19 protein-coding genes and 1 pseudogene are annotated in these 25,545 nt (G+C 45.1%); 12 read left to right on the forward strand and 8 right to left on the reverse strand.

Going from position 1 to position 25,545, the window contains the following annotated elements:
- Positions 1-116: 116 nt before the first annotated feature.
- From QUA77_RS16390 to QUA77_RS29335, 3 genes and pseudogenes are all read left to right on the forward strand, one after another.
- Complete coding sequence (locus QUA77_RS16390) at positions 117-758, forward strand: urea amidolyase associated protein UAAP2 (protein ID WP_333451209.1); 642 nt, start codon at positions 117-119, stop codon at positions 756-758.
- Between the two features lie 200 nt (positions 759-958).
- Positions 959-4,576, forward strand: a complete 3,618-nt coding sequence (gene uca, locus QUA77_RS16395; RefSeq protein WP_333451211.1) for an urea carboxylase — start codon at positions 959-961, stop codon at positions 4,574-4,576.
- Positions 4,577-4,942: 366 nt separating this feature from the next.
- A pseudogene (locus QUA77_RS29335) lies at positions 4,943-5,044 on the forward strand (WG repeat-containing protein); the annotation flags it as partial.
- 44 nt (positions 5,045-5,088) lie between these two features.
- Here QUA77_RS29335 and QUA77_RS16400 read toward each other — a convergent pair.
- Positions 5,089-5,877 carry a class II glutamine amidotransferase gene (locus QUA77_RS16400; protein WP_333041367.1) on the reverse strand — a complete coding sequence of 263 codons (789 nt, stop codon included), beginning with the start codon at positions 5,875-5,877 and terminating at the stop codon, positions 5,089-5,091.
- 101 nt (positions 5,878-5,978) lie between these two features.
- On the opposite strand from QUA77_RS16400, the gene QUA77_RS16405 reads away from it, so the two are divergent.
- The 3 genes from QUA77_RS16405 to QUA77_RS16415 all read left to right on the forward strand — a co-directional run bounded on the left by QUA77_RS16405 (position 5,979) and on the right by QUA77_RS16415 (position 9,328).
- Positions 5,979-6,254 (forward strand): hypothetical protein, encoded by a 276-nt coding sequence (locus tag QUA77_RS16405; protein WP_333041368.1) that lies wholly within the window; start codon positions 5,979-5,981, stop codon positions 6,252-6,254.
- Positions 6,255-6,687: 433 nt separating this feature from the next.
- Positions 6,688-8,607, forward strand: coding sequence for an iron uptake porin (locus QUA77_RS16410; protein ID WP_333041370.1), 1,920 nt, complete (start codon positions 6,688-6,690; stop codon positions 8,605-8,607).
- Positions 8,608-8,998: 391 nt separating this feature from the next.
- Entirely contained in the window at positions 8,999-9,328 is a 330-nt protein-coding gene (locus QUA77_RS16415; RefSeq protein WP_333451213.1) for a hypothetical protein, read from the forward strand.
- A 147-nt stretch (positions 9,329-9,475) separates the two neighbouring features.
- On the opposite strand, the gene QUA77_RS16420 is transcribed toward QUA77_RS16415, so the two are convergent.
- The 3 genes from QUA77_RS16420 to acs form a co-directional block, all read right to left on the reverse strand.
- Complete coding sequence (locus tag QUA77_RS16420; RefSeq protein ID WP_333451215.1) at positions 9,476-10,366, reverse strand: thermonuclease family protein; 891 nt, start codon at positions 10,364-10,366, stop codon at positions 9,476-9,478.
- 96 nt (positions 10,367-10,462) lie between these two features.
- Positions 10,463-11,092: an ACP phosphodiesterase gene (locus tag QUA77_RS16425; RefSeq protein WP_333451217.1), complete on the reverse strand. Its 630-nt coding sequence runs from the start codon at positions 11,090-11,092 to the stop codon at positions 10,463-10,465.
- 50 nt (positions 11,093-11,142) lie between these two features.
- On the reverse strand, positions 11,143-13,113 hold the full coding sequence (gene acs / locus QUA77_RS16430; RefSeq protein ID WP_333451219.1) for an acetate--CoA ligase: 1,971 nt from the start codon (positions 13,111-13,113) through the stop codon (positions 11,143-11,145).
- Between the two features lie 285 nt (positions 13,114-13,398).
- Here acs and QUA77_RS16435 point away from each other — a divergent pair, with 285 nt between their 5' ends.
- Complete coding sequence (locus QUA77_RS16435) at positions 13,399-14,058, forward strand: restriction endonuclease subunit R (RefSeq protein WP_333451221.1); 660 nt, start codon at positions 13,399-13,401, stop codon at positions 14,056-14,058.
- A gap of 243 nt (positions 14,059-14,301) precedes the next feature.
- A complete protein-coding gene (galT, locus tag QUA77_RS16440; RefSeq protein WP_333451223.1) occupies positions 14,302-15,324 on the forward strand; it encodes a galactose-1-phosphate uridylyltransferase in 1,023 nt (340 codons plus the stop codon).
- Between the two features lie 254 nt (positions 15,325-15,578).
- Here the strand turns inward: galT and QUA77_RS16445 are convergent, their stop codons facing one another.
- Both QUA77_RS16445 and QUA77_RS16450 read right to left on the reverse strand, forming a co-directional pair.
- Positions 15,579-15,863 carry a hypothetical protein gene (locus QUA77_RS16445; protein WP_333451225.1) on the reverse strand — a complete coding sequence of 95 codons (285 nt, stop codon included), beginning with the start codon at positions 15,861-15,863 and terminating at the stop codon, positions 15,579-15,581.
- A gap of 156 nt (positions 15,864-16,019) precedes the next feature.
- Complete coding sequence (locus QUA77_RS16450; protein WP_333451226.1) at positions 16,020-16,997, reverse strand: acetamidase/formamidase family protein; 978 nt, start codon at positions 16,995-16,997, stop codon at positions 16,020-16,022.
- Between the two features lie 322 nt (positions 16,998-17,319).
- Here QUA77_RS16450 and QUA77_RS16455 point away from each other — a divergent pair, with 322 nt between their 5' ends.
- The 3 genes from QUA77_RS16455 (at position 17,320) to QUA77_RS16465 (ending at position 21,162) form a co-directional block, all read left to right on the forward strand.
- On the forward strand, positions 17,320-19,143 hold the full coding sequence (locus QUA77_RS16455; protein WP_333451228.1) for a metallophosphoesterase: 1,824 nt from the start codon (positions 17,320-17,322) through the stop codon (positions 19,141-19,143).
- A gap of 116 nt (positions 19,144-19,259) precedes the next feature.
- Positions 19,260-20,507, forward strand: coding sequence for a DUF262 domain-containing protein (locus QUA77_RS16460; RefSeq protein WP_333451230.1), 1,248 nt, complete (start codon positions 19,260-19,262; stop codon positions 20,505-20,507).
- Positions 20,508-20,520: 13 nt separating this feature from the next.
- On the forward strand, positions 20,521-21,162 hold the full coding sequence (locus QUA77_RS16465; RefSeq protein ID WP_333451233.1) for a HEPN domain-containing protein: 642 nt from the start codon (positions 20,521-20,523) through the stop codon (positions 21,160-21,162).
- A gap of 157 nt (positions 21,163-21,319) precedes the next feature.
- On the opposite strand, the gene QUA77_RS16470 is transcribed toward QUA77_RS16465, so the two are convergent.
- Both QUA77_RS16470 and QUA77_RS16475 read right to left on the reverse strand, forming a co-directional pair.
- On the reverse strand, positions 21,320-22,525 hold the full coding sequence (locus QUA77_RS16470; RefSeq protein ID WP_333451234.1) for a DUF4336 domain-containing protein: 1,206 nt from the start codon (positions 22,523-22,525) through the stop codon (positions 21,320-21,322).
- Positions 22,526-23,242: 717 nt separating this feature from the next.
- On the reverse strand, positions 23,243-24,064 hold the full coding sequence (locus tag QUA77_RS16475) for a Uma2 family endonuclease (protein WP_333451236.1): 822 nt from the start codon (positions 24,062-24,064) through the stop codon (positions 23,243-23,245).
- Between the two features lie 119 nt (positions 24,065-24,183).
- On the opposite strand from QUA77_RS16475, the gene leuB reads away from it, so the two are divergent.
- Positions 24,184-25,269 carry a 3-isopropylmalate dehydrogenase gene (gene leuB / locus QUA77_RS16480; RefSeq protein ID WP_333451238.1) on the forward strand — a complete coding sequence of 362 codons (1,086 nt, stop codon included), beginning with the start codon at positions 24,184-24,186 and terminating at the stop codon, positions 25,267-25,269.
- Positions 25,270-25,545: the final 276 nt, after the last annotated feature.

Consider the following 25,545-nt stretch of genomic DNA (forward strand, 5'->3'; position numbering starts at 1 on the left):
TAAAAGAGCCATAAAAAACTGAGGCAAAACACCTAATAAACCAGATTTGAAAACTATATCTAATCCGCACCGACCTGCGGCAAAAAATGCTGTAAATTCATCAACCCAAGTGAACCATGACTGCAACCACCCAACAAATCCTCGATCCAAAAACTGCAATTTATAATGAAGTTTTACCCGCCAGACATCCCTGGGCTCGCGTCATCAAAAAAGGACAGATTCTCCGCATTGTAGATTTAGGCGGAAATCAAGCAGTAGATTTTTTAGTTTACAATGCCGATGACCCTTCCGAACGCTACAGCGCCCCCGATACGATCGTCAATCAAGGCAACATCTTTGTCACTACAAATAGCCAACTCATTTCCAACGAAGGGCGAGCCATGATGACCATAATTGCTGACACCTGCAGCCGGCACGATACCTCCGGCGGCGCCTGTAGCTGCGAGAGCAATTCGGTGCGGTTTGGACTAGATAAAAAATACCAGCACGCCTGTGTTGAAAATTTCCTCGCCGCAATTCTTCCCTACGGTTTGGGCAAGCGAGATTTAGTCAGCAATATCAACTTCTTTATGAATGTTCCGGTTAGCGAAGATGGCACACTTGAAATTGTTGACGGCATCTCCGATCCGGGAAGTACAGTTGATTTACGAGCCGAAATGAACGCGCTGGTTGCTATTTCTAATTGCCCGCAAATGAACAATCCTTGCAATGCTTACAATCCTACCCCGATTCAGTTGATTGTTTGGGAATCCGTCTAATCTAATATACCCGCCGCCATCTATTAGAATTCGCCGCGAGGAGGACGCTGGCACTATTGTTAGCGCTCTTCCCTATTGCCCCAAGAGACTTGCATAGCATTCCCAAGCTTTCCTATCTAGAAAATATCTGCGTTTATCTGGGTTCATCTCCCTTACATCTGCGGTTGACTTATCAATAAAAGATTCATACAAATACCCAAATGTTTAACAAAGTTTTGATTGCAAATCGCGGTGAAATTGCCTGCCGAATTATCCGCACCCTCGATCGCCTCGGAATTGCTTCGGTAGCAGTATATTCGGAAGCCGATGCCCACGCCAAACACGTTTTCGCCGCCAGCGAAGCCGTTTGTATCGGTGCCGCCGCCGCAGCCGAGAGTTATTTGCGGTTCGATCGCATTCTCGAAGTTGCGCGCCAAACAAAAGCTCAAGCTATCCATCCGGGTTACGGATTTTTGAGCGAAAATGCTGAATTTGCCGAAGCTTGTGCAAGCGAAAATATTGCATTTATCGGCCCGACTCCGAGTCAGTTGCGCTGCTTTGGATTGAAGCACACCGCGCGGGAAATAGCCGCTGCAAATCAAGTGCCGCTAACTCCCGGAAGCGAACTTTTAGCAAGTTTAGAGGATGCCCAAAAAGCGGCTAGGGCGATCGGCTATCCGGTGATGCTCAAAAGTACCGCAGGCGGCGGCGGCATCGGTTTGCAGGCTTGTTTTGGCGATCGAGATTTGGCAGAAGCATTTGAAAAAGTACAGCGTTTGAGTCAAAGCAATTTTAAACAAAGCGGCGTTTTTTTAGAGAAATACATTCAAACAGCCAGGCACATAGAAGTCCAAATTTTTGGAGATGGCAAAGGAAATGTCATAGCGTTGGGCGAGCGAGATTGTTCGGTGCAGCGGCGCAATCAAAAAGTAATTGAAGAAACCCCCGCCCCTGCTATTAGCGACGAACAGCGAAATCAGTTGTACAGTGCAGCCGTGCGGTTGGGAAAAGCGGTAAATTACCAGTCAGCCGGTACTGTTGAATTTGTCTTTGATGTCGATGCGAAACAGTTTTATTTTTTAGAAGTCAACACGCGCTTGCAAGTTGAACACGGCGTTACTGAAGCTGTCAACAACATAGACCTCGTTGAGTGGATGGTAAAACAGGCTTCTGGAGATTTGTTCCCCCTGGAAGAGTACCGCTATCGGCCGCAGGGACACTCAATTGAGGTGCGAATTTATGCGGAAGATGCCGGCAAGAATTTTCAGCCGAGTTCCGGGTTGATGAATCAAGTTGCGTTTCCCGAAAACGTCCGCTGCGACAGTTGGATAGAAACCGGCACGGAGGTTACTCCTTTTTACGATCCGCTGCTAGCCAAAGTAATCGTTTGCGGGGATAATCGAACCCAGGCGATCGTAAAACTAAAAGCTGCTTTAGATGCCAGTGAAATAGCAGGAATTGAAACTAATTTAGATTACCTCCGCCAGATTTTGGACGATTCCCGATTCAGCCGGGGCGAACTGAGCACGCGCTTTTTAAACTCTTTTGAATACGCACCTTTAACGATCGATGTATTGGATGGGGGAACCTACAGCAGCATTCAAGATTATCCGGGGCGGATTGGCTATTGGGATGTTGGCGTGCCGCCTTCCGGGCCGATGGATCATCTGGCATTTCGATCGGCAAATCGTTTAGTAGGAAATCCCGAATCGACAGCAGGATTGGAATTCACAGCTACAGGTCCAACTCTGCGCTTTAATGCCGATACAGTTATTAGTTTGACTGGGGCAACTATGAAGGGAACGCTAAACGGCGAATCGGTGCCGTTTTGGACGGCAATTCCCGTAAAAGCTGGCAGCATTCTCAAGTTAAAAGCCATTCAAGGCGGCGGCTACCGCACTTATTTAGCAGTCAAACACGGCTTTAATGTCCCCGATTATTTGGGCAGCAAATCAACTTTTGTACTGGGCAAATTTGGCGGGCACGCGGGCCGCACGCTGCGTCCGGGAGATGTGTTAAAAGTCAACCAAACTGCAACTCTGGAAGCGGAAATATCTTTGCCTCCCGAACTAATTCCCACCTACAGTAATAAGTGGGAAATCGGCGTTTTGTACGGGCCTCACGGCGCGCCGGATTTCTTTACTGAGTCAGACATCGAAATGTTTTTCTCTACAGAATGGCAGGTGCATTACAACTCGACGCGGACGGGCATTCGGCTGATCGGCCCGAAGCCCACTTGGGCGCGTCAAGACGGAGGAGAAGCGGGTTTGCACCCGTCTAACATTCATGATAATGCTTATGCGATCGGCACGATCGATTTTACGGGCGATATGCCTGTAATTCTCGGTCTTGACGGCCCGAGTTTGGGAGGTTTTGTGTGTCCTGCTACTATTGTGCAGTCAGAATTATGGAAAATCGGGCAACTAAAACCGGGGGACAGCATTCGCTTTCACTGTTTGAGTTTTGCTGAAGCTTTGCAGCGGGAATTAGCACAAAATAGGCAAATTGCTACTTTTAGTTTGCCTGTTTTTGGGAAAAATGCGGAGAAATTGCCCGCAGTTTCCGCTTCTCCAATTTTGCACGAAATTCCCGAATCTCTGGGACAGGTTGCTGTTACTTACCGTCAAGCTGGGGATAAATATATTCTAGTTGAATACGGCCCATTGGTGCTGGATTTAAATTTGCGTTTTCGGGCGCACGCATTGATGGAACATTTGAAAGCAAATCCATTGCCTGGTGTGATCGAATTAGTGCCGGGAATGCGATCGCTGCAAATTCATTTTGAGGGCCACCAGATTTCGCAACAGCAGCTAATGCAGGCGCTGATTGCTGCTGAGGCGGAACTTCCGGCGATCGAGGATTTGGAAGTGCCGGCGCGAATTGTACACTTGCCTTTATCTTGGGAAGATGAATCGACGCTGTTGGCCATTGAAAAATATATGCAGTCTGTGCGATCGGATGCACCTTGGTGTCCCAGCAATATTGAGTTTATTCGCCGCATAAACGGGCTTGACAGCATCGAACAAGTCAGAGAAATTGTATTTAATGCTAGCTATTTAGTAATGGGTTTGGGAGACGTTTATTTAGGTGCGCCCGTCGCAACTCCCCTCGATCCGCGCCACCGTTTAGTTACTACTAAATACAATCCCGCCCGCACTTGGACTCCTGAAAATGCAGTTGGCATTGGCGGCGCGTATTTGTGCGTTTACGGGATGGAAGGGCCGGGAGGTTATCAATTTGTCGGCCGCACGGTGCAAATGTGGAATCGGTTCAAACAAACGGCGGATTTCCAGTCTGGTAAACCTTGGCTTTTGCGCTTTTTTGACCAAATCCGATTTTATCCGGTTTCTCATGAGGAATTGCACCGCTGTCGGGAAGCATTTATCGAAGGGAAGTTTAAATTAAAGGTTGAGGAAATCACTTTTAATTTGAGAGAATACAATGAATTTTTGCATTCTATTGCTAACAGTGCGGCTGAATTTAAAGCCCAGCAGCAGGCCGCATTTAATGCAGAGCGCGATCGCTGGACCGCATCCGGGGAATTTGAAGCTGAATCAGCAGCAGAATCCTCGGCGGATGTGGGTTCTGAAACGGTGGCGGAGATTACTTTGCCGATCGGTTGTGAGGCAGTTGTCGCTCACGTTTCGGCTAATGTTTGGCAGGTGCTGGTTAATGTTGGAGATGCGGTTGCTGAGGGCGATCGCCTGTTAATTTTGGAAGCGATGAAAATGGAAATTGCTATTACTGCTGATGTTGCGGGCACTGTTGCCGAGTTGTTTTGTGAAAAGGGGCAAACGGTGACAGCCGGACAAATTCTAGCGGCTGTTCAACCGAATTAATCCCTCTGTTGTCAGTTCGGGGACAGTAGAAGCCGTTGCATAATTGCGGGATGATTTTGATTGTTTTGTGGGATGGGATATCCTAGTCAGGCTAATGTCTTTTCACCTGAGATGTTGCACCATTGTCAAGAACAGGCATCTTGCCTGTTCCACAAGAGATAAATTTTATTGTGGAACAGGCCGAAAAGCCTGTTTATAAAAAGCTTATTGACAATGGTGCCAGATGTCTTTTAACTGAAGGCGGGACACGCCACAAGAATCATCCTCTAATTGTGTAATTCCCGCTCATTTAATCAAGGTTTAGCAGCAGTTACCCCTCCAAAAGGGTGGGGATACATTAATCAAGCAGGCTAGTGGAAAAGCGCCCCCCAATTTTCGGCTGCTGCCAGTTTTTCAGAAGGCTTAGCCGCTGTCAAGCGCAATGGCAAATCTGGCTTTATCAATCAAGCTGGAAAGCTGGTCATTTAGCAGTTTCGATGCTCTGTTTAGGCTTTAAATTTGTTTAAGTCCCGTTAACTTAACTCCAGCAGCCCAGAATTGACCGGCCAACCATCCTGAAATACCAGTAATTCTCCCGGCTGAATTTGCGTCCAAACTTCGTTATCTGTCAGCGGAAAAGTGGCAATAACAGCCACCCGATCGTCTTCGTTGGTCAATTCCCGAAAATCGACGGTTACATCTTCGTCGATCGAGTGCGCGCTAGCAAAAGGTGCTTGTCGCACAATATAATGCAGATTAGTAGAACAGTGGGTAAACAAGTGTTCTCCATCGGAAAGTAAATAATTAAAAATTCCGTGTTGTGCCAAACTTTTAGTAATTTCCTCCAGTACCGGGTAAATTTCCGCTAAAGCAGGCTTACTTTGAGGAAAACTAGAGCGCAGCTTTTCTAATATCAAACAGAATGCTTTTTCGCTGTCAGTTTTGCCAACAGGTTTGTAAACTCCGACACATTCTGGATAAAAGTTTTCGAGATTTCCGTTGTGAGCAAATACCCAATAACGTCCCCAAAGTTCCCGAATAAAAGGGTGGCAGTTTTCCAGAGCAATTTCACCTTGCGTAGCTTTGCGGATGTGAGCAATGACGTTAGTTGAATGAATGGGATAGCGACGCACTACTTCTGCCACCGGAGAAGCAATCGCAGGTTTAGAGTCTATAAAAAGGCGACATCCCAAACCTTCAAAGAAAGCAATTCCCCAACCGTCTTGATGAACGTCCGTTTTGCCCCCCCTTGCAGAAAAACCCTCAAAAGAAAAGCAAATATCTGTCGGAACATTACAGTTCATTCCCAGTAATTGGCACATAGCTTTTAAGTCTCTGGAGTGTGGATCGATCGCGCAGCTATTGGCAGCTACAGATTTGCGGTGATAATATTATAGTATTAACGGGTTAAATACACTTAATATTGGGCTTAATCAACCTTAATAATACTGAAGTTAAACAGTTGGCGATCGGTAAAAAAATCGCTAGTGTTTCCCTGCGAACGATGTTAAGCGATAAATCGCTGTATACTTTTTCCCCTATAGACAGCGAGTATAAAATGTTAGCCGATATCCGGGATGGAATTGATAGGACTTTGATGGTTTGGCAGCACCGTTTGAAGGCCTATAACAATCAGCAGGCCATTCACATCATCAAAAATTATGGAAAGATTAGTTTGCTTAAATGCTGTTGGAACTGAATCTGGTGTTTATGAATGGTGCTGGAAAAGACGAGATATACTGTATAAAAAGCTAAGCAATGGTGTATTTTTGTCTCGATTATATCCGCCCCCACATCGTTAATATTACTACTTAACTATCCGAACGAAAGCGAGATGTTTTGATTAAAATTAAAGACAATGGCACAGAAATGTCGGAGGAAATAATATCTCAGATTTTTGTTTTTTCCTTCATTACAAAATCTGTTAAAAAAAACGGGAACCGGATTGTCAATCAGCCGTCACATAGTGGAAGAAAGCGAGGGTGGCAGTTTGACTTGTTCGTCGGTTTTGGGAGAAGGAATGCAATTTACGATCGCCCTTCATCTCGAATAGTGCGTCAAGCGTAGCTACTCCGTAAGAAATCACGCTTTTTCTCACTTTTTTAGCTTTTTGCTCACAAAGTATAACTAACATGAAAAATCATAAGTGCGATCGACCAATTTGGAAAATCCTTAGCAGCTTAATACTAGGATTCGGATTGCAGGCATTATTCAGCATTCCAGCCTTAGCAGAAACGAGTGATCCTGAAACAACAGCAAATAGTCCAAATTCGGAAGATCCAGTTAATGAATGGTATCAATTACCCGCACAGACAAATAATCTACCGGAGAATTTTGATCGTAATCTCGATCGCAAATTAGTCGAAAAAGCTGACAATGTAGATGAAACTTCACCGATAAACCCCACATCGGAGCCACCCGTACCTATCGCGAGTGAGATAGAAACTCACGTATCCGAAGCCAGCGAAACGCAGCCCGCCCCAATACCCGCATTAGTTGAAGAAAATAAATTAGAAAATCCCCCATTAGTTTACCCTGGTGACAACTCACTAGAACAAGTTACATCAGTTTCCCAACTCAGCGACGTACAGCCCACAGACTGGGCTTTTCAAGCACTGCAATCCTTAGTAGAAAGATACGGCTGCATAGCTGGATACCCCGACGGAACCTATCGCGGAAACCGCGCTATAACGCGCTATGAATTTGCAGCCGGAGTCAATGCTTGTTTAGATACAATCCGCGAGTCCATCGCCAAATCTACTGAAAGTCTAGCTAAGCGAGACGACTTAATAAAACTACAAAGATTGCAAGAAGAATTTGCAGCCGAAATTGCCACAATGCGAGGCAGAGTGGATGTGCTAGAAGCGCGAGCTACCGAACTAGAAGCCAATCAATTTTCAACAACAACTAAGCTATCAGGATTCACCATTTTTGGAATACAAGGGCGCACGCCCAACCGTGCAGATCGGGTTCCCAGAGACGGCAAAAGAGATACCAAAGACCCCGGTACAAATGTCAACACCATTAACCTCAATCAATTCTACTTAACCACTCAATTTAGTCCTCGCAGTAACTTATTAATCGGTTTTTACAACCAGAACGGAAGCAATTCACCACAATTAACCGAAGACGTAAACCTTGCTTATAATGTAGCCGAAACTTCTGGATTAACTGTCAGCGACCTCAACTACCGCTTTCTGGTCGGCGACAAATTGGCAGTGTTTGCAGGAACAGCAGGAGTTAACATGATTACCGCTTTTCGGGGGCCGAATCGGGCAGAAAGTGCAGCTTCGGGCCCCATTTCTGCCTTCGCCCAAAGAAACCCAATTTTGAACACTGGTTTGGGTTTAGGCGGCATCGGCATTGACTGGCAATTTGCGAATAGAGCCAGTTTGCAAGCAGTTTATTCAACTAACATTTCTGGATTTTTTGTCAGTTCTAACGGGTCTAGAGGACACAATACCTTGGGTGTACAACTAACTCTGACACCAGCCGACCCCGTTGATTTTACTATCTATTACGTTAACGATTATTCGCCTGACGGTAATCTGATTACTTTGGCAGGCGATAGCCAATTAACAGCTATCAATTCTAACACAAATAAGTCCGATTCTCTGCAAACCAATGCAGTTGGAGCAAGTTTAAATTGGCGCATTTCATCGCGAGTTGCTCTGGGAGGTTGGGCTGGTTATACTAATTCTCGGATTCCTGGTAAATCGGGTACGGTAGCCACTACAAATTATATGGTTTTTGTAAATTTCCCCGATTTGTTTAAAGCTGGAAATTTAGGAGGAATTTATATCGGGCAACCGCCTAAAATTGTCAGCAGCGATTTACCTACAGGTAATAACGTTCCTGATTTTTTAGATACGGGTTTAGGGCGATCGGGCGGGCAACCCGGAACGACTACTCATGTAGAGGTATTTTACCGTTGGCAGGTGAATGATAATATCAGCGTCACCCCTGGAGTTATCTTGATTTTTCAACCCGGTCACACTCCCGATAGCGACCCGATCTCAGTTGGTGTGTTGAGAACTTCATTCTCCTTTTAAGGGTTTAATCCTGTGGGGCCGGGTTTAGTAGATCGCGAATTGCAAACAATTTTGGTGCACTCGGCCCCGAGGAAAAGCCCACAAGAAAATTTTATTTTGTGGAACAGGCATCCTGCGTGTTAAGCGACAAAGGTGTTCTTCGGTCTGCAGACAGTGATTAAAACTCCAGCGGGATTTTCTAAGATTTTTTCTCAGTAAAAACCCGCTATCTTTACTGCAACTTTACATTTAGTAGTAATTTCCCCGTTTTTATCTTTTTTTTCTACATACAAATACCTAATTATTAAGTTTAAAAAAATACGCATAAACACGCTTGAAACATAAGTTTTCCTAACTTAATCTATTATTAGGAGCATTACTAATAGTTCTTTAAGTTTAGGTTTAGATAAATATGATTAAATCAACGGGCTATCTTGGGTTTCTGAGCTTCGCTGTAATTTCTGCTATGACTGCCTATCCGTCTCAGGCACAAACCACTGTCAAATCGCAGACAAATGTAAATGCAACACAGGAGATTACAATTACCGAGTCACCAAATCTTGATAACACTTCTGCCAGCCCTCTCGGGAAAAATCCTAACATTTCTAAATCTTTTACCGTCTCAGAATTGAATAGCACATCTCCTAACTCTAGTCCTCCTATAACAACTCCTCAAAATCAATCTGCACGCACAAATCCTTTAGGATGCAGATTTTTCACTACTCCTTCTATGCAGCAATAAATGTTCCTGCATCTCTTGATAAATAGAATATCATGGCTGAATAGAGGGCGATCGGTTTTTAGTATCGCCCTCTATTTGCGCGAGCTTACTTCCTAAGAAAATTATATGTAGTAAAAAGGATTGATAAAATTAACTCTAGTTTAAATATTATCGGGGAAAGTCTGAAAGTTGTTTGATATCCTTCAAAACTATTTGAGGCTTCCCTTTGTACTGTTTTACCTTCCCACTGACATACACATATCCCCGTCCCAGACCCGCATAACGCTTCTCGATTAGCCGCTTCAATGGAGCCATTTCATCAGTTTCCGCATCTGGTATCCACAAATCTAATCTATGATACACCGAACCAGCATAAATTAGAGCGCTGCCGCCGATCCATTTAGTAATTCCCGCTTGCAAATCGCAGAAAATAGTAATAGATTTAGCTCTCTCAGAAGCTGCTAATATTTTAGGGTAGTGCAACCTCAAAGAAAGCGCTCCTGCGGTTGCTTCCGACAACCGAAACTCTTCAACAATTGAGGCTCGCATCGACCACCAAGGCAGTAAATTAGCATAGTTGCGAGAGGGGATTTTGGCATTGATAATCGGATTCCAAATCATCAGATTGTAAGCTTTTGCTGCCGATTCTGCCTCAGTCATTTGGCGGTGATACAATCTCGATCGCCCGTATTTTACAAAGTAGGGACTCCAGCCTTCTGCAATCAGTTTCAGATTGTAATTTTCTCCGTCTTTATGTACGTAACAGAGGAGACGCCCGTAGTTGTCGCGGTGTTTTTGTAGAGCCACTTCAACCGAATCGTCTGTATCAAATTCTATGTCAATTTGAGCAAGTCCGCCATCTGTTGTGGCGAAGTATTTTTTAGCCATTTCCGAAGCTGCTTTCCCCGCCGCAGTTACAGGTTTGGAACCTCCCGAATGACTTTCTTCTGTATCGACGCAAATCAGGCGCAGAGCCTCGGTTTTGCCGTTGAGAAAAATTTTGATGCTGTCGCCGTCAACTACTTTAGTTATTTGCAGGTTCGGAATTCTGGTTGCCATATTTTGAACCCTGTTGCATTTGAGATTTCATGCAGGTATCGCTTGGATTATACACGAGTTCGTTATCACTAGCAACTGGAGTTTTTGTTGTTTGTATTAATATTTGTCAAGTGTGGCGTATTTTATCAAGTCGGGGAAAAAATCTCGAAAATCTGATTCTAATCGCTGATAGTTAGCTGTCAAATCTTCTATGCCACTTGCCAAGTTATTTGTGCGTTTGAGTCGCGCCGACATTCTTGTAAGAGTGATGCCGATTTCGGCAATTTCCTGATAAGATGAAAGCAAGTCGCGGGCAATTATTGTGGGCAACACCCGCTGGAGAGAGTCAGGTAATATATCGCGGTTGTCTTGCAGGATTTTATAGACATCCTGAGAAAAATCCCGGAGCGGAATTTCTGAATATTCCAGCCAATTTTTAGCTAAGAAGTGGTCGTAAAACACGTCAATCAAAACTCCAGCAAACCTTCGTCTGTGGGAAGAAACAAGGCTTTTACTCGCTCGCACTATTGGGTGAGAGTCCGTGTAGCTATCTACTTTGCGGTGCAAATCGATGCCCTTTCTAATTTCCTCGGGATAAAGGTTGAGTGCCGTTCCTTTGACAAAATCTCCTAAGAGGTTGCCGATCAGGGATTCTGGCGTGCCTTTTGATAAGAATAGATGAGCCAAATAATTCATTACTACACTAAAAATATCTAAGATAGCATAAGCAAAAAGAGTAAGGTGCACGACCGGGCACACCTTACTGCTATTAAGAACCTGCCCTGAAAAAAATACCCCTACGCACCGCCGCGCAACTTATCCAAAACCGTCCGGTCTTCCAAAGTCGAAGTATCCCCAGAAACCTCTTCTCCCGCAGCTAAAGAACGCAGCAATCGGCGCATGATTTTGCCGCTTCGCGTTTTCGGCAAAGCATCAGTAAATCGAATTTCGCCGGGACGGGCGATCGCCCCAATTTCCTTAACAACGTGCTGCTTCAATTCCTTAGCCAATTCATCGCTAGGTTGCTGCGAGTTGTCCAGCGTGACAAAAGCCACAATGTCCTCACCTTTAATCTCATCAGGTTTACCAACAACCGCAGCTTCCGCCACCGCTGGATGCGATACCAAAGCTGACTCGACTTCCATTGTGCCGAGTCGGTGTCCGGCGACATTAATTACATCGTCAACGCGGCCCATTACCCAGAAATAACCGTCTTTGTCCTTGTGCGCGCCGTCCCCTGCAAAGTACACGAATTCGCCATCTTTCGGGTGCAAATATTCCCAATAGGTGCGGCGGAAGCGATCGGGATCGTTGTAAAGTGTACGCATCATTCCCGGCCAAGGATGTTTCACCACTAAATAACCGCCGCTTTCGTTAGTGACTGGTTCGCCATCTTGGTCAACAACATCGACCACAATTCCGGGGAACGGTAGGGTGGCAGAACCGGGTTTTGTAGGAATTGCACCGGGCAAAGCGGTAATCATAATTCCCCCGGTTTCTGTTTGCCACCAAGTATCGACGATCGGACAATTCGAGTTGCCAATTACTCGTTGATACCACATCCAAGCTTCGGGATTGATCGGTTCGCCGACGGTTCCTAACAATCGTAAAGATGACAAATTGCGCGCATTCGGCAAGTGTTCACCCATTTTCATGAATGTTCTGATCGCAGTGGGTGCAGTGTAAAAAACGGTGACGCCGTATTTTTCGATCACATCCCAAAAACAGCCAGGGTTGGACGCGCGGGGCGCACCTTCGTACATGATTGTGGTAGCGCCGTTGGAAAGCGGGCCGTAGACTATGTAACTGTGGCCTGTAATCCAGCCTACGTCTGCCGTACACCAGTAGACATCGGTATCTTGGATGTCGAAGATCCACTTGGTTGTCATGTGGGTGTAAAGGTTGTAGCCACCTGTGGTGTGGACGACTCCTTTTGGTTTTCCGGTACTTCCGCTGGTGTAGAGTACGAACAGCATATCTTCGCTGTCCATCGGTTCGGCGGGGCAGTCGGCGGAGGCGTCTTTTTGCAAGTCGTGCCACCAAAGATCGCGGCCGGGTTCCATGTGCACTTGCTGTTTGGTACGCTGAACTACGAGAACGTTGGTAACGCTGGGTGTGACGTTGTTGGCGAGGGCTTTGTCTACTTGTTCTTTGAGGCCAACTGCGGCATCTTTGCGGAAGCCACCGTCTGCGGTGATGACGAGTTTTGCTTGGCCGTCGTTAAGCCGATCGCGCAAAGCTTCTGCACTAAATCCGCCAAAAACAACGCTGTGTACTGCACCGATTCTGGCGCAGGCTAGCATGGCGATCGCAGCTTCGGGAATCATGGGCATATAAATGCCGACGCGATCGCCCTTTTGGACTCCCAATTCTTTGATGACGTTCGCCATTTGGCAGACTTCGCGGTGGAGTTGCGCGTAGGTGAGGGTGCGAGAGTCTCCGGGTTCGCCTTCCCAAATCAGGGCGGCTTTATTTTTGCGCCAAGTGGTTAAGTGGCGATCGAGACAATTGTAAGAAATGTTAATTTTGCCGTTGACAAACCATTTAGCAAAAGGCGGCTGCCAGTCGAGCACGGTATCCCAGTTTTGGAACCAGTGCAATTCTTGGGCGGCAAGTTCTGCCCAGAATGCTTGGGGGTCAGCTTTGGCTTTATCGTAGAGGGCTTGGTACTCTTCTAAGCTTTTGATGTGTGCTTTTTCTGAGAATTCAGCGGGCGGGTGAAATAGGCGTTTTTCATGAAGAATTGATTCGATGGTATCTTGTGACATTGCTTTTTCTGTAACTGCATCTACTTCTTTAAACTATTTTGTACGCAATTGACCGCAAAAATATCTTTAGTTTCGTTAAGAATTTTGGTTATTGTGTAAATTTTGGGGCTGGGGCTGTTTATTTAAAAATTATAATTGCCTCGAATTTGGAGGCTAAATAAAGTTCGCTCAAGCTTGGTTTTGGGCCAATGTTTTATATAAAATTTTGTAAAAATTTTAGTTTAATAATATAATGATGTGAAGCTGCTTGAAAAGAATTATTCAACCTGAATGATAGGGGAAAGCATGACCCAAAGTTTAGAAGCAAGCCAAGTTTCGCTAAATGACGTTCGCCGCCTTCTCAAACTGGAAGAGCGAGAAGGAGACGCCTTCACAGATTTTTTCTCTCTGGAACCGCTGTCAGAATTAGAACAGCAGGAAATATTAAAAATTAGAACTGACTTTCGACGCTACTTATCCGCCGGAAAAGTTTCAGAAGAACTGGTTAAAATTTTAGTGCTTTCACCCTTAATGAGATTAGCAGGATTTTTTGATATTCCGATCGTGCTGACAATGGAAGATAGCATCCCCATCGAGGTTGAGGATGGGAATACTTTAATTAAATGGCGGTTGGATGTCTTAGCCGTAAATCAGCCGGATGCAGAACTCGCGGCGGCACAGTTTGGGATTTTGGTAGTCGAGGCGCAAAATAGTGCGATCGATCCTTGGGCCGGTTTGCCGCAATTGCTGACTTATACTTATAAAAGTTTGCAGCAGCAATCGTCTGTTTGGGGATTGACAACGAATGGCGAAAGTTATCGGTTTGTGCGGGTGACGCGCGGAAATCCTTGCACTTATCAGATTTTACCGGAATTGAACTTGATTGACAAAGAGCGATCGCTCTTGTTGGCGCAAGTGTTGAAAGCTATTTGCAAGTTGCAGAATGTGCAGTTGCAGTTGGCTTAATCTCTGCAATTAAAATCTGTGCTTGCCTGTACTGCCTAGACAGATATTATGTAAGATCGCGAGCAACCACTGTAGTCCCTAATCGCCCTCTTTCCTCGATGCCAACTGTTGTTAACTTTTGTTGGGAAACGGCTGGAAAAATTATAAATCAAGATTTGTTAAAAATTTGCAATAGGGAATGACAAAATACAAATTCTTCTATACAATAATAAACGGTTAAGCCCTACAAGTGAAGGTAAAAAAGTGTCTGAACTTAGACAAAATTTAATTACCAGAGATTGGGTAATCATCGCCACCGAACGGGCGACAAGACCAGATCAATTCGCTAACAAAAACAAGTGCGAAATATTAGTGCCACCGCACCGTGCCGATTGCCCGTTTTGTGTGGGAAATGAGGAAGACGGAACCTTAGAAACTTGCCGTTTGGGCGATCGCACTGGCTGGAAAGTCAGGGCAATTTATAACAAATATCCCGCTCTCTCCCCGACAGCAGAATGGATGAGGATATCATCGGGAATTCACCGCACGATGGCGGGAATCGGCGTTCACGAAGTAATTGTCGAACACCCGCGACACGATTTGACGACAGCTTTGTTGAGCGTTGAAGAAGTTGAAAACATACTTTTAGTATACCGCCAGCGCTATGTAGAAATTAGAAAAAATCCTTACATTGAAACAATTATTATCTTCAAGAATCATGGGGAAACTGCCGGAACTTCTCTCGAACACCCCCACTCGCAGATAGCAGCGACACCCGTAGTACCCAGCCAATTTCGCAGCCGCATCGACGAAGCTATTAGATATTTTGACGACACGGGAGAATGTCTGTTTTGCCGCACTTTGGAAGACGAATTAGCCGCGAAGGAAAGAGTGATTTGTGAGAGTGAACATTTTGTGGCTTTTATCCCTTACGCTGCACTTTCACCGTTTCACACTTGGATTTTTCCGCGCCGGCATTCCTCTTCGTTTGATGAAATTACTGATGCGGAACTTACCGATCTTGCTTATACTTTGAAAACTGTACTGGCTAAGTTTTATTACGGATTGAACAATCCCGATTACAATTATAATATTCGATCGGTGCCGATCGCCCAACGGGCAACAAAATACTTTCACTGGTATATCGCAATTATTCCCAGAGTGACGAAGCAAGCTGGGTTTGAGTTGGGCAGCGGGATGTTTATCAATACTGCTTTGCCCGAAGAAAGTGCCGCGTTTTTGCGATCGATCGAAATTCCTAGCGACAGTAATTTCCCCCCCATCTAAAGTATCCTACATCACAATACGTCAAATTTACTTTAAATGGGGGTGGAAATGCACGCAGCTACTCTGAGTCGCGAGTCTGTGTTGGAGGAGGAAACTGATATTATTTGAGATTTGATATTTGAGGTTAAAGAATTGGGAATAACGGATGAGCTAAGGGTTTAGATCACCGGCCTAAAGTTGGATTCTTTTTTTAAACTGGTATAACTTACGCTCTAAAGTTATGAACGTACAAATACTTATGGATTTTACCAAAGTCACAATAAACTTTCGACATACTGCCAGCCGTCGTCGCTAAAAGTAGCTCTCAACATATCTCTAATTTTGGCATCGATCGATAATATCCCCTCGCCAGAGTCACCATTCTCGGCGCTTTCGCAATTCTCATCAGACATATGTTCTTGGATGTGCGCCAGAGTATCGGCGAAATTAGCCAGAAAATAATGTTCGTGCACCCACGCTGTCGGATCTGGTATTGCTGCACTGCCAAAAGCTCGATCGACTAAATCTTTTTTGGCAACATCGTCAGTCTGGTTTTTCATGTTGAGTTCGATTTAGGTAGAACTGGTAACTTATCCCATTTTAAGCTTAATTGTCAACAGCAGGGCGATCCCGATCGACCACAGCAGTGACAAATTTGTGTCGTTTGTGCGATCGCGATCTTAAGTTTTTTGTCGATCGCGTGTTATCATTTTACCTCAAACTCGGTGGTCAATAATGTTCACATCGAGCAGAATACACTTGGGAATCATTCCGTGAACTCCTTTTTGAGGATTGTTGACAGCCTGCGTAATCCGAAAATTTACCGCGATGGAACACAAAACATAAGCCTCTTCTTCTTTGAAACCTGCAAACTTTTGCAACCAATAAACCGTCTGTTTGACCGCCACCTCAAACGCTTCATCTAATGTTCTACCGAATCCCATAATTACAATATGAGTGGGCGTTTCTGCAAACGGAAACATCAAAATAAAATCCTTGCGTAAGATGATTTTAATAGTCCCGTTCATCGAAGTTTCTATAGCAGTACCGTCAACTTCACCGTCTCCTTGTGCCGAATGTCCGTCGCCGATGGACAGTAAACCGCCGCGCAGAAAAACAGGTAAAAATAACCGCGTTCCTGCTTGCAGTTCCTGATTGTCCATATTGCCGCCGTAGCGCTCTGGAGGAATAGAAGAACGGTTGATTTCGGCATTGGCGACGCCGATAATTCCAAAAAAAGGATGCAGAGGAATCCCAAGGCGGCTACCTGGGGGAAATTCAGCAGTTTTTTGCTCTAAATCTAGCGGAATAAACCGCAATTTAGGTTCGGGAAAATAGTCAGGTAAAGCTCCCCATCCGGCGCGAATTGCATTAAATCCTACTGGTAAACTTGGGTAAACATCCTCAATGTGAATTTCTAAAACGTCTCCCGGTTCGGCATGGTTAACATAAATCGGGCCTGTCAGCAAGTGTGGCCCCGGCCCAACTTTGCGGTTGGGAGGCAAATTCTGACAAATATCTAAAAATTCGGGGGTGAGAAATTCCGGCGGCGCTTTGTCAGCAACATAATATCCTGAATAGGTTTCGATATCGATGCGATCGCCCGAATCGACAGTTAAAGCAGGTTCGATCTTCGGAGAAAAACCGCCTAAGTGTACGGTTTTGCAGTTGGCTTTGAGAAGGTGGCGAGTCATGGGATTTTAGATTTTAGATTTTAGATTTTAGATTGAAGGAAGGGTGTTAAGAATGTTATATCGCAAGTCTCAAGCATTTTTGAGAATTTTTTTTAATTAACCACAGAGGGCGCAGAGGGCACAGAGAAAGAGAATGGAGAGTTCAGAAGAGGTCAAAAAATCGTTGAGGTTTGTTAGATGGGAAATATTTTACTAATTTCTTAACTTTTTGATAACGTGGGTAGTTTAAAATTTAAAGTGGGTGGCGCGGGTTTATATATTGGGGTGGGGAGTTCTGTTTGGCTGGTGCAACCCGCCCTTACAAACTAATGACTAATGAATTATGTTAACGCCTTTGCCCAATAAAGTAGAAATTTCTCAAGGTTATTCTCGCAATCCCTGGTTTTTTGGTGTTTTGATTTTGATTGTCCTATTGCTAGGTTTCATGATGCAATCTTACCTTAACAAACCTCAGCTTTTAAGCGATCCGTTTTTGCAACTTCCAACAGTAAACTCGGTGCGAGTTGTCTGGTTTACCGAGTTTCCAGGTACTCGCAACACTGTTGCTTATGGCGAAAATTTGAGTCAATTTGCGGCTGCAAATACTACCAAGCTAAGCCGCACTCGCGAAGACAAAGACTCTCACATTTCCGATGAAATGAAACAAAGCATAATTGACAGTAATCCAATTGTCCGCGACATCTGGCGCCACGAAGCAGAAGTCCCCAATTTAATGCCCGGTGTTCCCATTCCTTATCGAGTCACCAGCGAAAGGAAAGACGGTGCATCTGTCAGCAGCAAAATATTCACTCTTTCTCCGACACCAGCAGCAGGAATTGCGCTCAAAATTCTCCTCACTTCCGACCATCAATTGATGCCTATGACAGCAGCAAATCTCCAGAAAGTAGCCGAAACAATTGGGAGAGTTGACGCGGTTTTCATGGCTGGGGATTTAATTAATATACCCGATCGCGCTTCCGAATGGTTTGACGACTACCGAGGCCGCGCCTTCTTTCCCGCTATGCAAGGGCGCGCATTTTCCGAACTGGACAAAAACGGCATCAAAACAGTTTACAGCGGCGGCGAACTGATCCAACACGCGCCTTTATTCCCGGCCATTGGCAATCATGAAATCATGGGTCGCTTTGCAACCAAAAGCAAACTCGATGCCCAATTTAATGATCCTTTTCCCCGCGCTGCTGCCGAGAAAATATACGCTCAACGTGCTGCCTCTTTGAATCCTAATAATGACTCTTCCGTGCGGGAAATATGGCTAAAAAACAATAGTTTTAATAGCGATACCTATGACGAAATTTTCAATTTACCGGGAGGGAAAAATTACTATGCTGTGACTTTTGGGGACGTGCGGTTAGTGACTTTATACGTTGCGAATATCTGGCGGACTCCGAATTTAGATCCGGGTGCGAGAGGCAGGTATCGGGAACGGGACGCAGATTTTAATAATCCCGAAAAATGGGGATACGGACAGCATATTTTTGAGCCGATTGTCAAGGGTAGCGCTCAATATACTTGGCTGCAAAAAGAGTTAAAGAGTGCGGAATTTCAGCAGGCAAAATATAAAATTGTGATGTTTCACTACCCGCCACATTCTCTGGGTGACAATATTGTACCTGCTTATACTGATCCAGTGCAAATAGTCGATCGCGCTCTCGATGGCGAGATTAAAATGGTGCGTTACGAGTATCCGAAACAGCAAGATTATCTGATTCGGGATGTAGTGCCACTACTAGAAACAGCGGGGGTGCAGTTGGTATTTTACGGACATTCGCACTTGTGGAATCGGTTTGTAAGTTCCAGCGGAATGCACTTTTTGGAGAGTTCTAATGTTGGCAACAGTTACGGTGCTTTTGTGGGGAAAAAGCGCCGATTTGTGCCGCCGGCATATCGGGAAGATTACAGCGCTATTGGAGACCCGAACGGATTGGAACCTGTGGTGCCGACTGTGGCGCCTTTGTTGGGAGAAGACGGGCGGCCGCTGCCTTATATTGATAGCAATGATATTACGGCTTTTACTATTTTTGATACGGGTAGTGGTGTTGTGAGTAGCTACTATTTTGATACGCGGAAACCGGAGTCGCAAGTGGTGAAGTTTGATGAGTTTAAGTTAAGAAATTCGCCATCTAGCTTAAAAATACGTAAAAATTAAAAGCGCTCGTTTTCATAATCGATAAATTAGTTACTGCTATGATAACTTAAGGCTTCTGACTTCTGCTATACTTAGGTATCTGTATCCAAATTAAACTTACCCAGTAGAGCGCGGTCATGCCTGAACTAAACCTCTTAGAAAAACAAGAAGAAGTAAGCTTCGATGAGGAAGATGAAGCTCTAGATTATGAGCTTGAATCTAATGGTAATTCCAAATCAGTCTTAGACGAAATTTCCGAAATAATTGTAGCTGGAAATGACTGGACTACAGCCACCATACTCGATCAACTTGTTCGTGACAATATTCAGCTTAATCCAAGATTTCAAAGACGAGATGCTTGGGATATAACTCGCAAAAGCAGGTTTATTGAATCTATTTTTCTAGGATTTCCCATTCCAGATATAGTTTTGGCTTCTCAAGATAAAAAACGCGGAAAATTTGTAGTTCTTGACGGCAAGCAACGCTTGCTTACGATTCTGCAATTTTATGGAAGGAGCGAAACTCCCAACAATAGTTTTGCTTTGAAAAACTTAGAGTTTAGACCTGAACTCAATGGTTGTACGCATGAGGCTCTAAAAAACGATCTTCTCCATAGTTCTGTACTTGATGCACTGGATAATCAAACTCTTCGTACTACCTTGATTCGGAATTGGCATACAGAAAGTTTACTCTACAAAATTTTTCTCCGTCTGAATTTAGAAAATACTCCGCTATCTCCCCAAGAACTCAGGCAAGCATTGCATCCAGGTGATTTCATCAATTTTTTAGATGACGAATCAATTAAAAATCAGGCTTTAAGAAAAATACTTAAATCCCAAAATCCCGATCCTCGGATGCGCGATGTCGAATTATTACTGCGATATGTAGGATTCCATCATTTTTTATCCGATTATCGCGGTAATCTTAAAATGTTCCTGGATATGACTTGCAAAAAGCTCAACAAGCATTGGAAAGAAAAAGAAACTGAGGTCAGATATACAGTTAGCCAATTTGAAAAGGCAGTGCAAACAACCACTACAATATTTGGAGAAGAAAATATATTTCGCGTGTGGTTGAGTAGTGATAATACTTACCGAGGCAAGTTTAATCGAGCTATTTTAGATGTAATGGTTTTTTATTTTTCAGATCCAGTTATTAGTGAAGCTGCTGAGAAGAATCCGGCGGGTGTGGAAGAAGCTTTTAAAGAGTTATGTTCATCATCTAATAGCGAATTCAGAGAAGCTGTTGAGAAAAGCACAACTAGCATTCGCCAAACTCATACTCGTCTCTCACTGTGGGGCAAAGCTTTGTTAAAGGTTTTGGATGTAGAGTTTAATGTACCTGAACTCGTAGATAACCATATTATCTTTAACGGTTTGAGGTAAGTTATTGAGAGGTATGCCAAAATCAGTTAGATTTCGTACTCTAACCCAGCAGTTAAATAGGTTAAAAAAACAATTTATTCCTAAGATTCATCCTCTAGGTTTATATTCCGATCGGCAGCTAGCCTTAACTCTTGCCTACAGAGTTTTAGTTCATGCCGAAATTGAGGCTTATTTTGAGGACAGAGTTTGGGAAGTAGCCCTTAATGCTAAAAAGAATTGGGATAGTCAGGGTAAGACTTGCCGTACTTTAATCTGCTTGCTTGGCTTTTCTGGTCAAATGATGGAAGCACCACCAGATACACTGAGTCCAACTAAGGGAAGTAAAGTTTTGCCACCGGAAAAAATAAAAATCAACAAAAAAATAGATTTAGCTATTAATAGTTTTAAGCGAAGCATTGACTCGAATCATGGAATCAAAGAAGCTAATCTTCTGGCGTTGCTTTTGCCAATAGGAATAGATACCGATGATTTAGATCCTGCTTGGCTGGCTACCATGAATACGTTTGGGGAAGAAAGAGGTGTTGCGGCACATACTTCAGCTACATCCCCGAAAACTATTAGAAGTCTAAATCCTATAAATGAACTGCGGAGGGTAGAGCAAATTATTCAAGAACTTTTGAGGGTGGATGAGCTGATTGATAATTTAATGAGATAAATGAATAAACCGACACCAATTGTCAAGAGTTTAATCTTTTTGGTAGGCTTCTAGCCGGAACGGGCATCTTGCCCGTTCCACAATACTTTATTTTTTTGTGGCACAGGCAAGATGCCTGTGCTCAAACAGCTTATTCAGAATGGTGCAAAATTTCAGATTAAACCTTGTCTTTCGCAGGGGGAACCAAACCTGTTTTATTCAAACCGGCATCAATCTGCCTGAGCAATTTAAAATCATCTTCGGGTAAAGAATTAACAGGCGAGTGTTTTTCCAGAAATGAGAATGCTTGGCGAAATTCACGCGGCCGGGAGTCGATCGCACCATCGAAGTGACAAGGTACAATCCTTTGAAAGTCCCAACTCGCCACTTTATCCACCCAATCGAGAGTTTCCCTCGGCGCGCGGTTGAGAATCAATGTCTGCAAAATCGGCGCGACAAACAACCGCCCCCCTCCCCGCAAAGCCTCAAACGATCGCTCCCAATGTGTTTTCCACTTGAACGGATACAACCCGAAATAAGCTTTCCTAGAGCGTTCTGGCGCTTTGCGTGCGCTGGCAAATACCTGGGACCACGGCGGCACTTCCAGCACGCTGGGGCTAAAATACATGGCAAATAAGGCGATTCTCTGCCACCCTTTGCGCCGATTTTCGTGGGTGTCTGTCACAATGTCCGAGGCGCTGTCTTTGGCGTGAAACAGCAGCGGGTACGAGTCGAGTTGGACGATCGCGGGCGGGTTTTCGGGAATCGAAACTATGGAATCTGTTAACATCAGCGTGCGCGATCGTCTGTGAAATAACGCAACTTCCGCAAATCTGCCCAAACCGAGGTCGAGGGGGCCGAGAATTGCCCAATCAAATTGATCGGCTAACGGCGTGTTGCTGCTGTCAAAGGGCAGTACAGAGGTGCGTTTCGCCGGCAAACCCAGCCAACTCAGGGGCAAATTCACCGGGAAACTCCACTGCTGCGGGGCGACAAACACCTGCGCTTCGGGAAAACTCCTCGCAAAGGGGCCGACAAAAACTTTGTGCTCGATGCCCGAAACCGTTGTCAGCATGATGTACTTCACCTCGCCGTGCTCTGCTACTAACTCTTTTACCAAGCGGATGCACTCAGGAGTCGGTGCAACGGGGGCGTAGACGAGAAGGCCTTCGGGTTCTAATTTAATTACTGTCATCCGAATCGGGACGACAACGTAAAAAATGCCTTGTAGTTGGTCAAAAGTCCAGATTGTGTCCTTGACTATTTCCTTGCGGATGGTGCGCCTCTTGCTGTAGGGATAGAGGGGGACGACCGGCCAAAAGGCCCAAGAATAGTCCCGATTATCAATCTGTGCTGATGTTGGTATGCCTTCGCCCTCTGCCACTGGTGCGACTCCTTGCCGATTTTTTTGTACGTGCGTGCGATCGAACTGTTTTTATCTTATTTCACTCGTGTTGCGCGGATTCGATGAGTTGAAAAGGGGTTATGGGCTATCGGGCTTTTGGAATACTCAAGCAAGAATTACGCATGGGGGCTAGAAACCCGGTTTCTACGAGTTTTGGGACGAGTCACGAGAAATAGAAGGAAGAAACCGGGTTTCACCAGGCCTGGGTGCGAGAACTATTAACTCAATCGGCGTAAGTCCCACGCTATAACGGTACTCCGTTTAGCGCGGGGATATAAGCCGAGCAAGGTCTGTGAAAAAGATCGACAATTCCCGGATTTTCTAACAGAAACGTGTAAGATATAAGTGGTTGCGACCCACCCACTCGACTGCAAACAATAGGTCACAGTAGCAGTAATATGCTTACCAAGGATAACTGCGAGAGAAAGGGGGAAAGAACAGACCGCTGGTTGGTAAGGTAACGCCCTGCTGTAAAAAATAAGCCATGTTTGTTGCACGAAGAAAAATTTTGCCTTGGGAAACAGGGCTTCTGCGTGGGTTCCCTACGAAGGGATAAAGGCTGCAAAGCCAGAGATGCTGTGTAAGACTCGGATCGTCTTCAGTGACGAATACTCGGTAACGGGTATTCCCAACAGAGCAATGGCAGATGAGACACGAAGCCCGAACTATAACGGTACTCCGTTTAGTTTGGGTATTTCACACCAACTGTTCAGGATCGATGCCTAGTTCCCGCAACCGCGCCGCTAGTCTTTCCTCTCGCTGTTGAGATTCTATGAGTTGCTGTTGAGCTTCAATTACTTGCTGTTGAGATTCTATCAGTTGCCGTTCCGCCGCCGTTGCTCTTTCACCCGGACTCAAAATCAACCCTCCTTGGGCCGTAAACCACCGCAACCACAACCGATTCATACTCTTATAAGTGCCTTGCCACCAACCTAAACTCAACTGCAACTCAGGAATAAATAACCGCCCATCAATTAATTCTGCAGGTTCATAGTGGCCTCCTACAAGATGAAAAGCTCGCAATTCATCCGTGTAGCGACTGAACACAAAATAGTAAGGAATCCGCAAAATTTGTTCATAAACTTGCCACTTAGTCGGCGGTTCCCCAGCTTGCTGAACAGTCCGCCCTAAATCTTCATCTTCAGTTCCCGGCGATAGCAATTCCACCACCACAAACGGATTTACCCGTTCTTGCCAAACTACATAACTCAAACGCATATCGCGCCCTTGATAAAGCCTTGGCACACCCACCGCAGCAAACCAATCCGGGCGTTTATGCCAGCGCGGCTGTGTTGCATCGTAATACAAATTTAGGTCACTGGCTGTAAAGACTTGTTCCGCATCCCATCCCGGCGGCAAAAACGTGAATTCCAAGAGTTGCGGCTGATCTAAATGAAATGTATCTGGCAAACCGGGCTCCTTTGGGTCTTCGCTAGGTAAATCATACATTGTTGGCAAACTCTGTCGGGGGTCTAGAGGCGGTTCAGCTTGAGCAGGCGGGTAAGTCGGGAATGTCATAATGAATTCTGAGGTTGCTTATCCTGATATGATTATAACCTTGTGAGAATGTCTGGCATTTTCAAAGAATTTCCATTAACTCTCAATCTCAAATCTCAAATCAAAACTCCAAAATCGATATGACTCAAAACTACCGCATCACTCTTTTACCAGGAGACGGCATCGGCCCTGAAATTATCGCTGTGGCGGTAGATGTCCTGAAACTTGTCGGTCAACAATTGGACATCGGCTTTGAATTTCAAGAAGCTTTAATGGGCGGTGCTGCTATTGACGCAACAGGCAATCCGCTGCCCGAAGAAACACTGGAAAAATGCCGCAACTGCGATGCCGTATTGTTAGCAGCAATTGGCGGTTACAAGTGGGATAATTTGCCTCGCGAACAGCGCCCGGAAACGGGATTATTAGGACTGCGCGCCGGATTGGGATTGTTTGCAAATTTGCGTCCGGCGACTATTTTACCGCAGTTGGTTGATGCTTCTAGTTTGAAACGGGAAGTTGTCGAAGGCGTGGATATTATGGTCATCCGCGAACTCACAGGCGGCATTTATTTTGGCAAACCGAAAGGCATTTTTGAGACGGAAACAGGCGAAAAACGCGGTGTTAATACGATGGCTTACACCGAGTCAGAAATTGACCGAATCGGGCGAGTCGCTTTTGAGACGGCTAGGAAGCGCGGGAAAAGGCTGTGTTCCGTGGATAAAGCAAATGTTTTGGACGTTTCGCAACTGTGGCGCGATCGTATTATTGTCCTTTCTTCAGAATACCCTGATGTCGAACTTTCTCACCTCTACGTTGACAACGCAGCAATGCAGTTAATTCGCTGGCCGAAACAGTTCGATACAATTGTCACGGGCAATTTATTCGGCGACATTCTTTCCGATGCGGCGGCGATGCTAACTGGTAGTATTGGGATGCTGCCTTCTGCGAGTTTGGGAGCAAGCGGGCCGGGAGTTTTTGAACCCGTGCACGGTTCCGCACCAGACATCGCCGGACAAGATAAAGCAAATCCCATCGCTCAAGTTTTAAGCGCGGCAATGATGCTGCGCTACGCCTTAAATCAGCCGGAAGCTGCTAATAAAATCGAGCAAGCAGTTGTAGAAGTTTTGGATCGGGGTTATCGTACTGGTGATATCATGTCAGAAGGCATGAAACTCGTCGGCTGTCGGGCAATGGGCGATGCTTTAATTGAAGTTTTGCAAGGTTGATTTATTGACCTTCTAGGGGCGGGTTTTACCAATAATATTCGACGCACACGTACAATCTCATAAACCCGCCCCCACACAACTAATAACCTATATCAACCTTGACTTTGATCCAAGGGAAAAAATGTACATTGAGGCTTACCGTTGAGTTGAGAGGGGGCGGGTTTATAAGATTATTAATTTTTGGCGATTATGGTTGTAAAACCCGCCCCTTGTATCTTAAAAGAGTCAGGCGATAGATCGCTACGTCAGTCAGTTGATCGTTACACCAAGCAGGCG

Source organism: Microcoleus sp. K5-D4 (assembly GCF_036704575.1).
In the GTDB taxonomy this organism is placed as follows: Bacteria; Cyanobacteriota; Cyanobacteriia; order Cyanobacteriales; family Microcoleaceae; genus Microcoleus.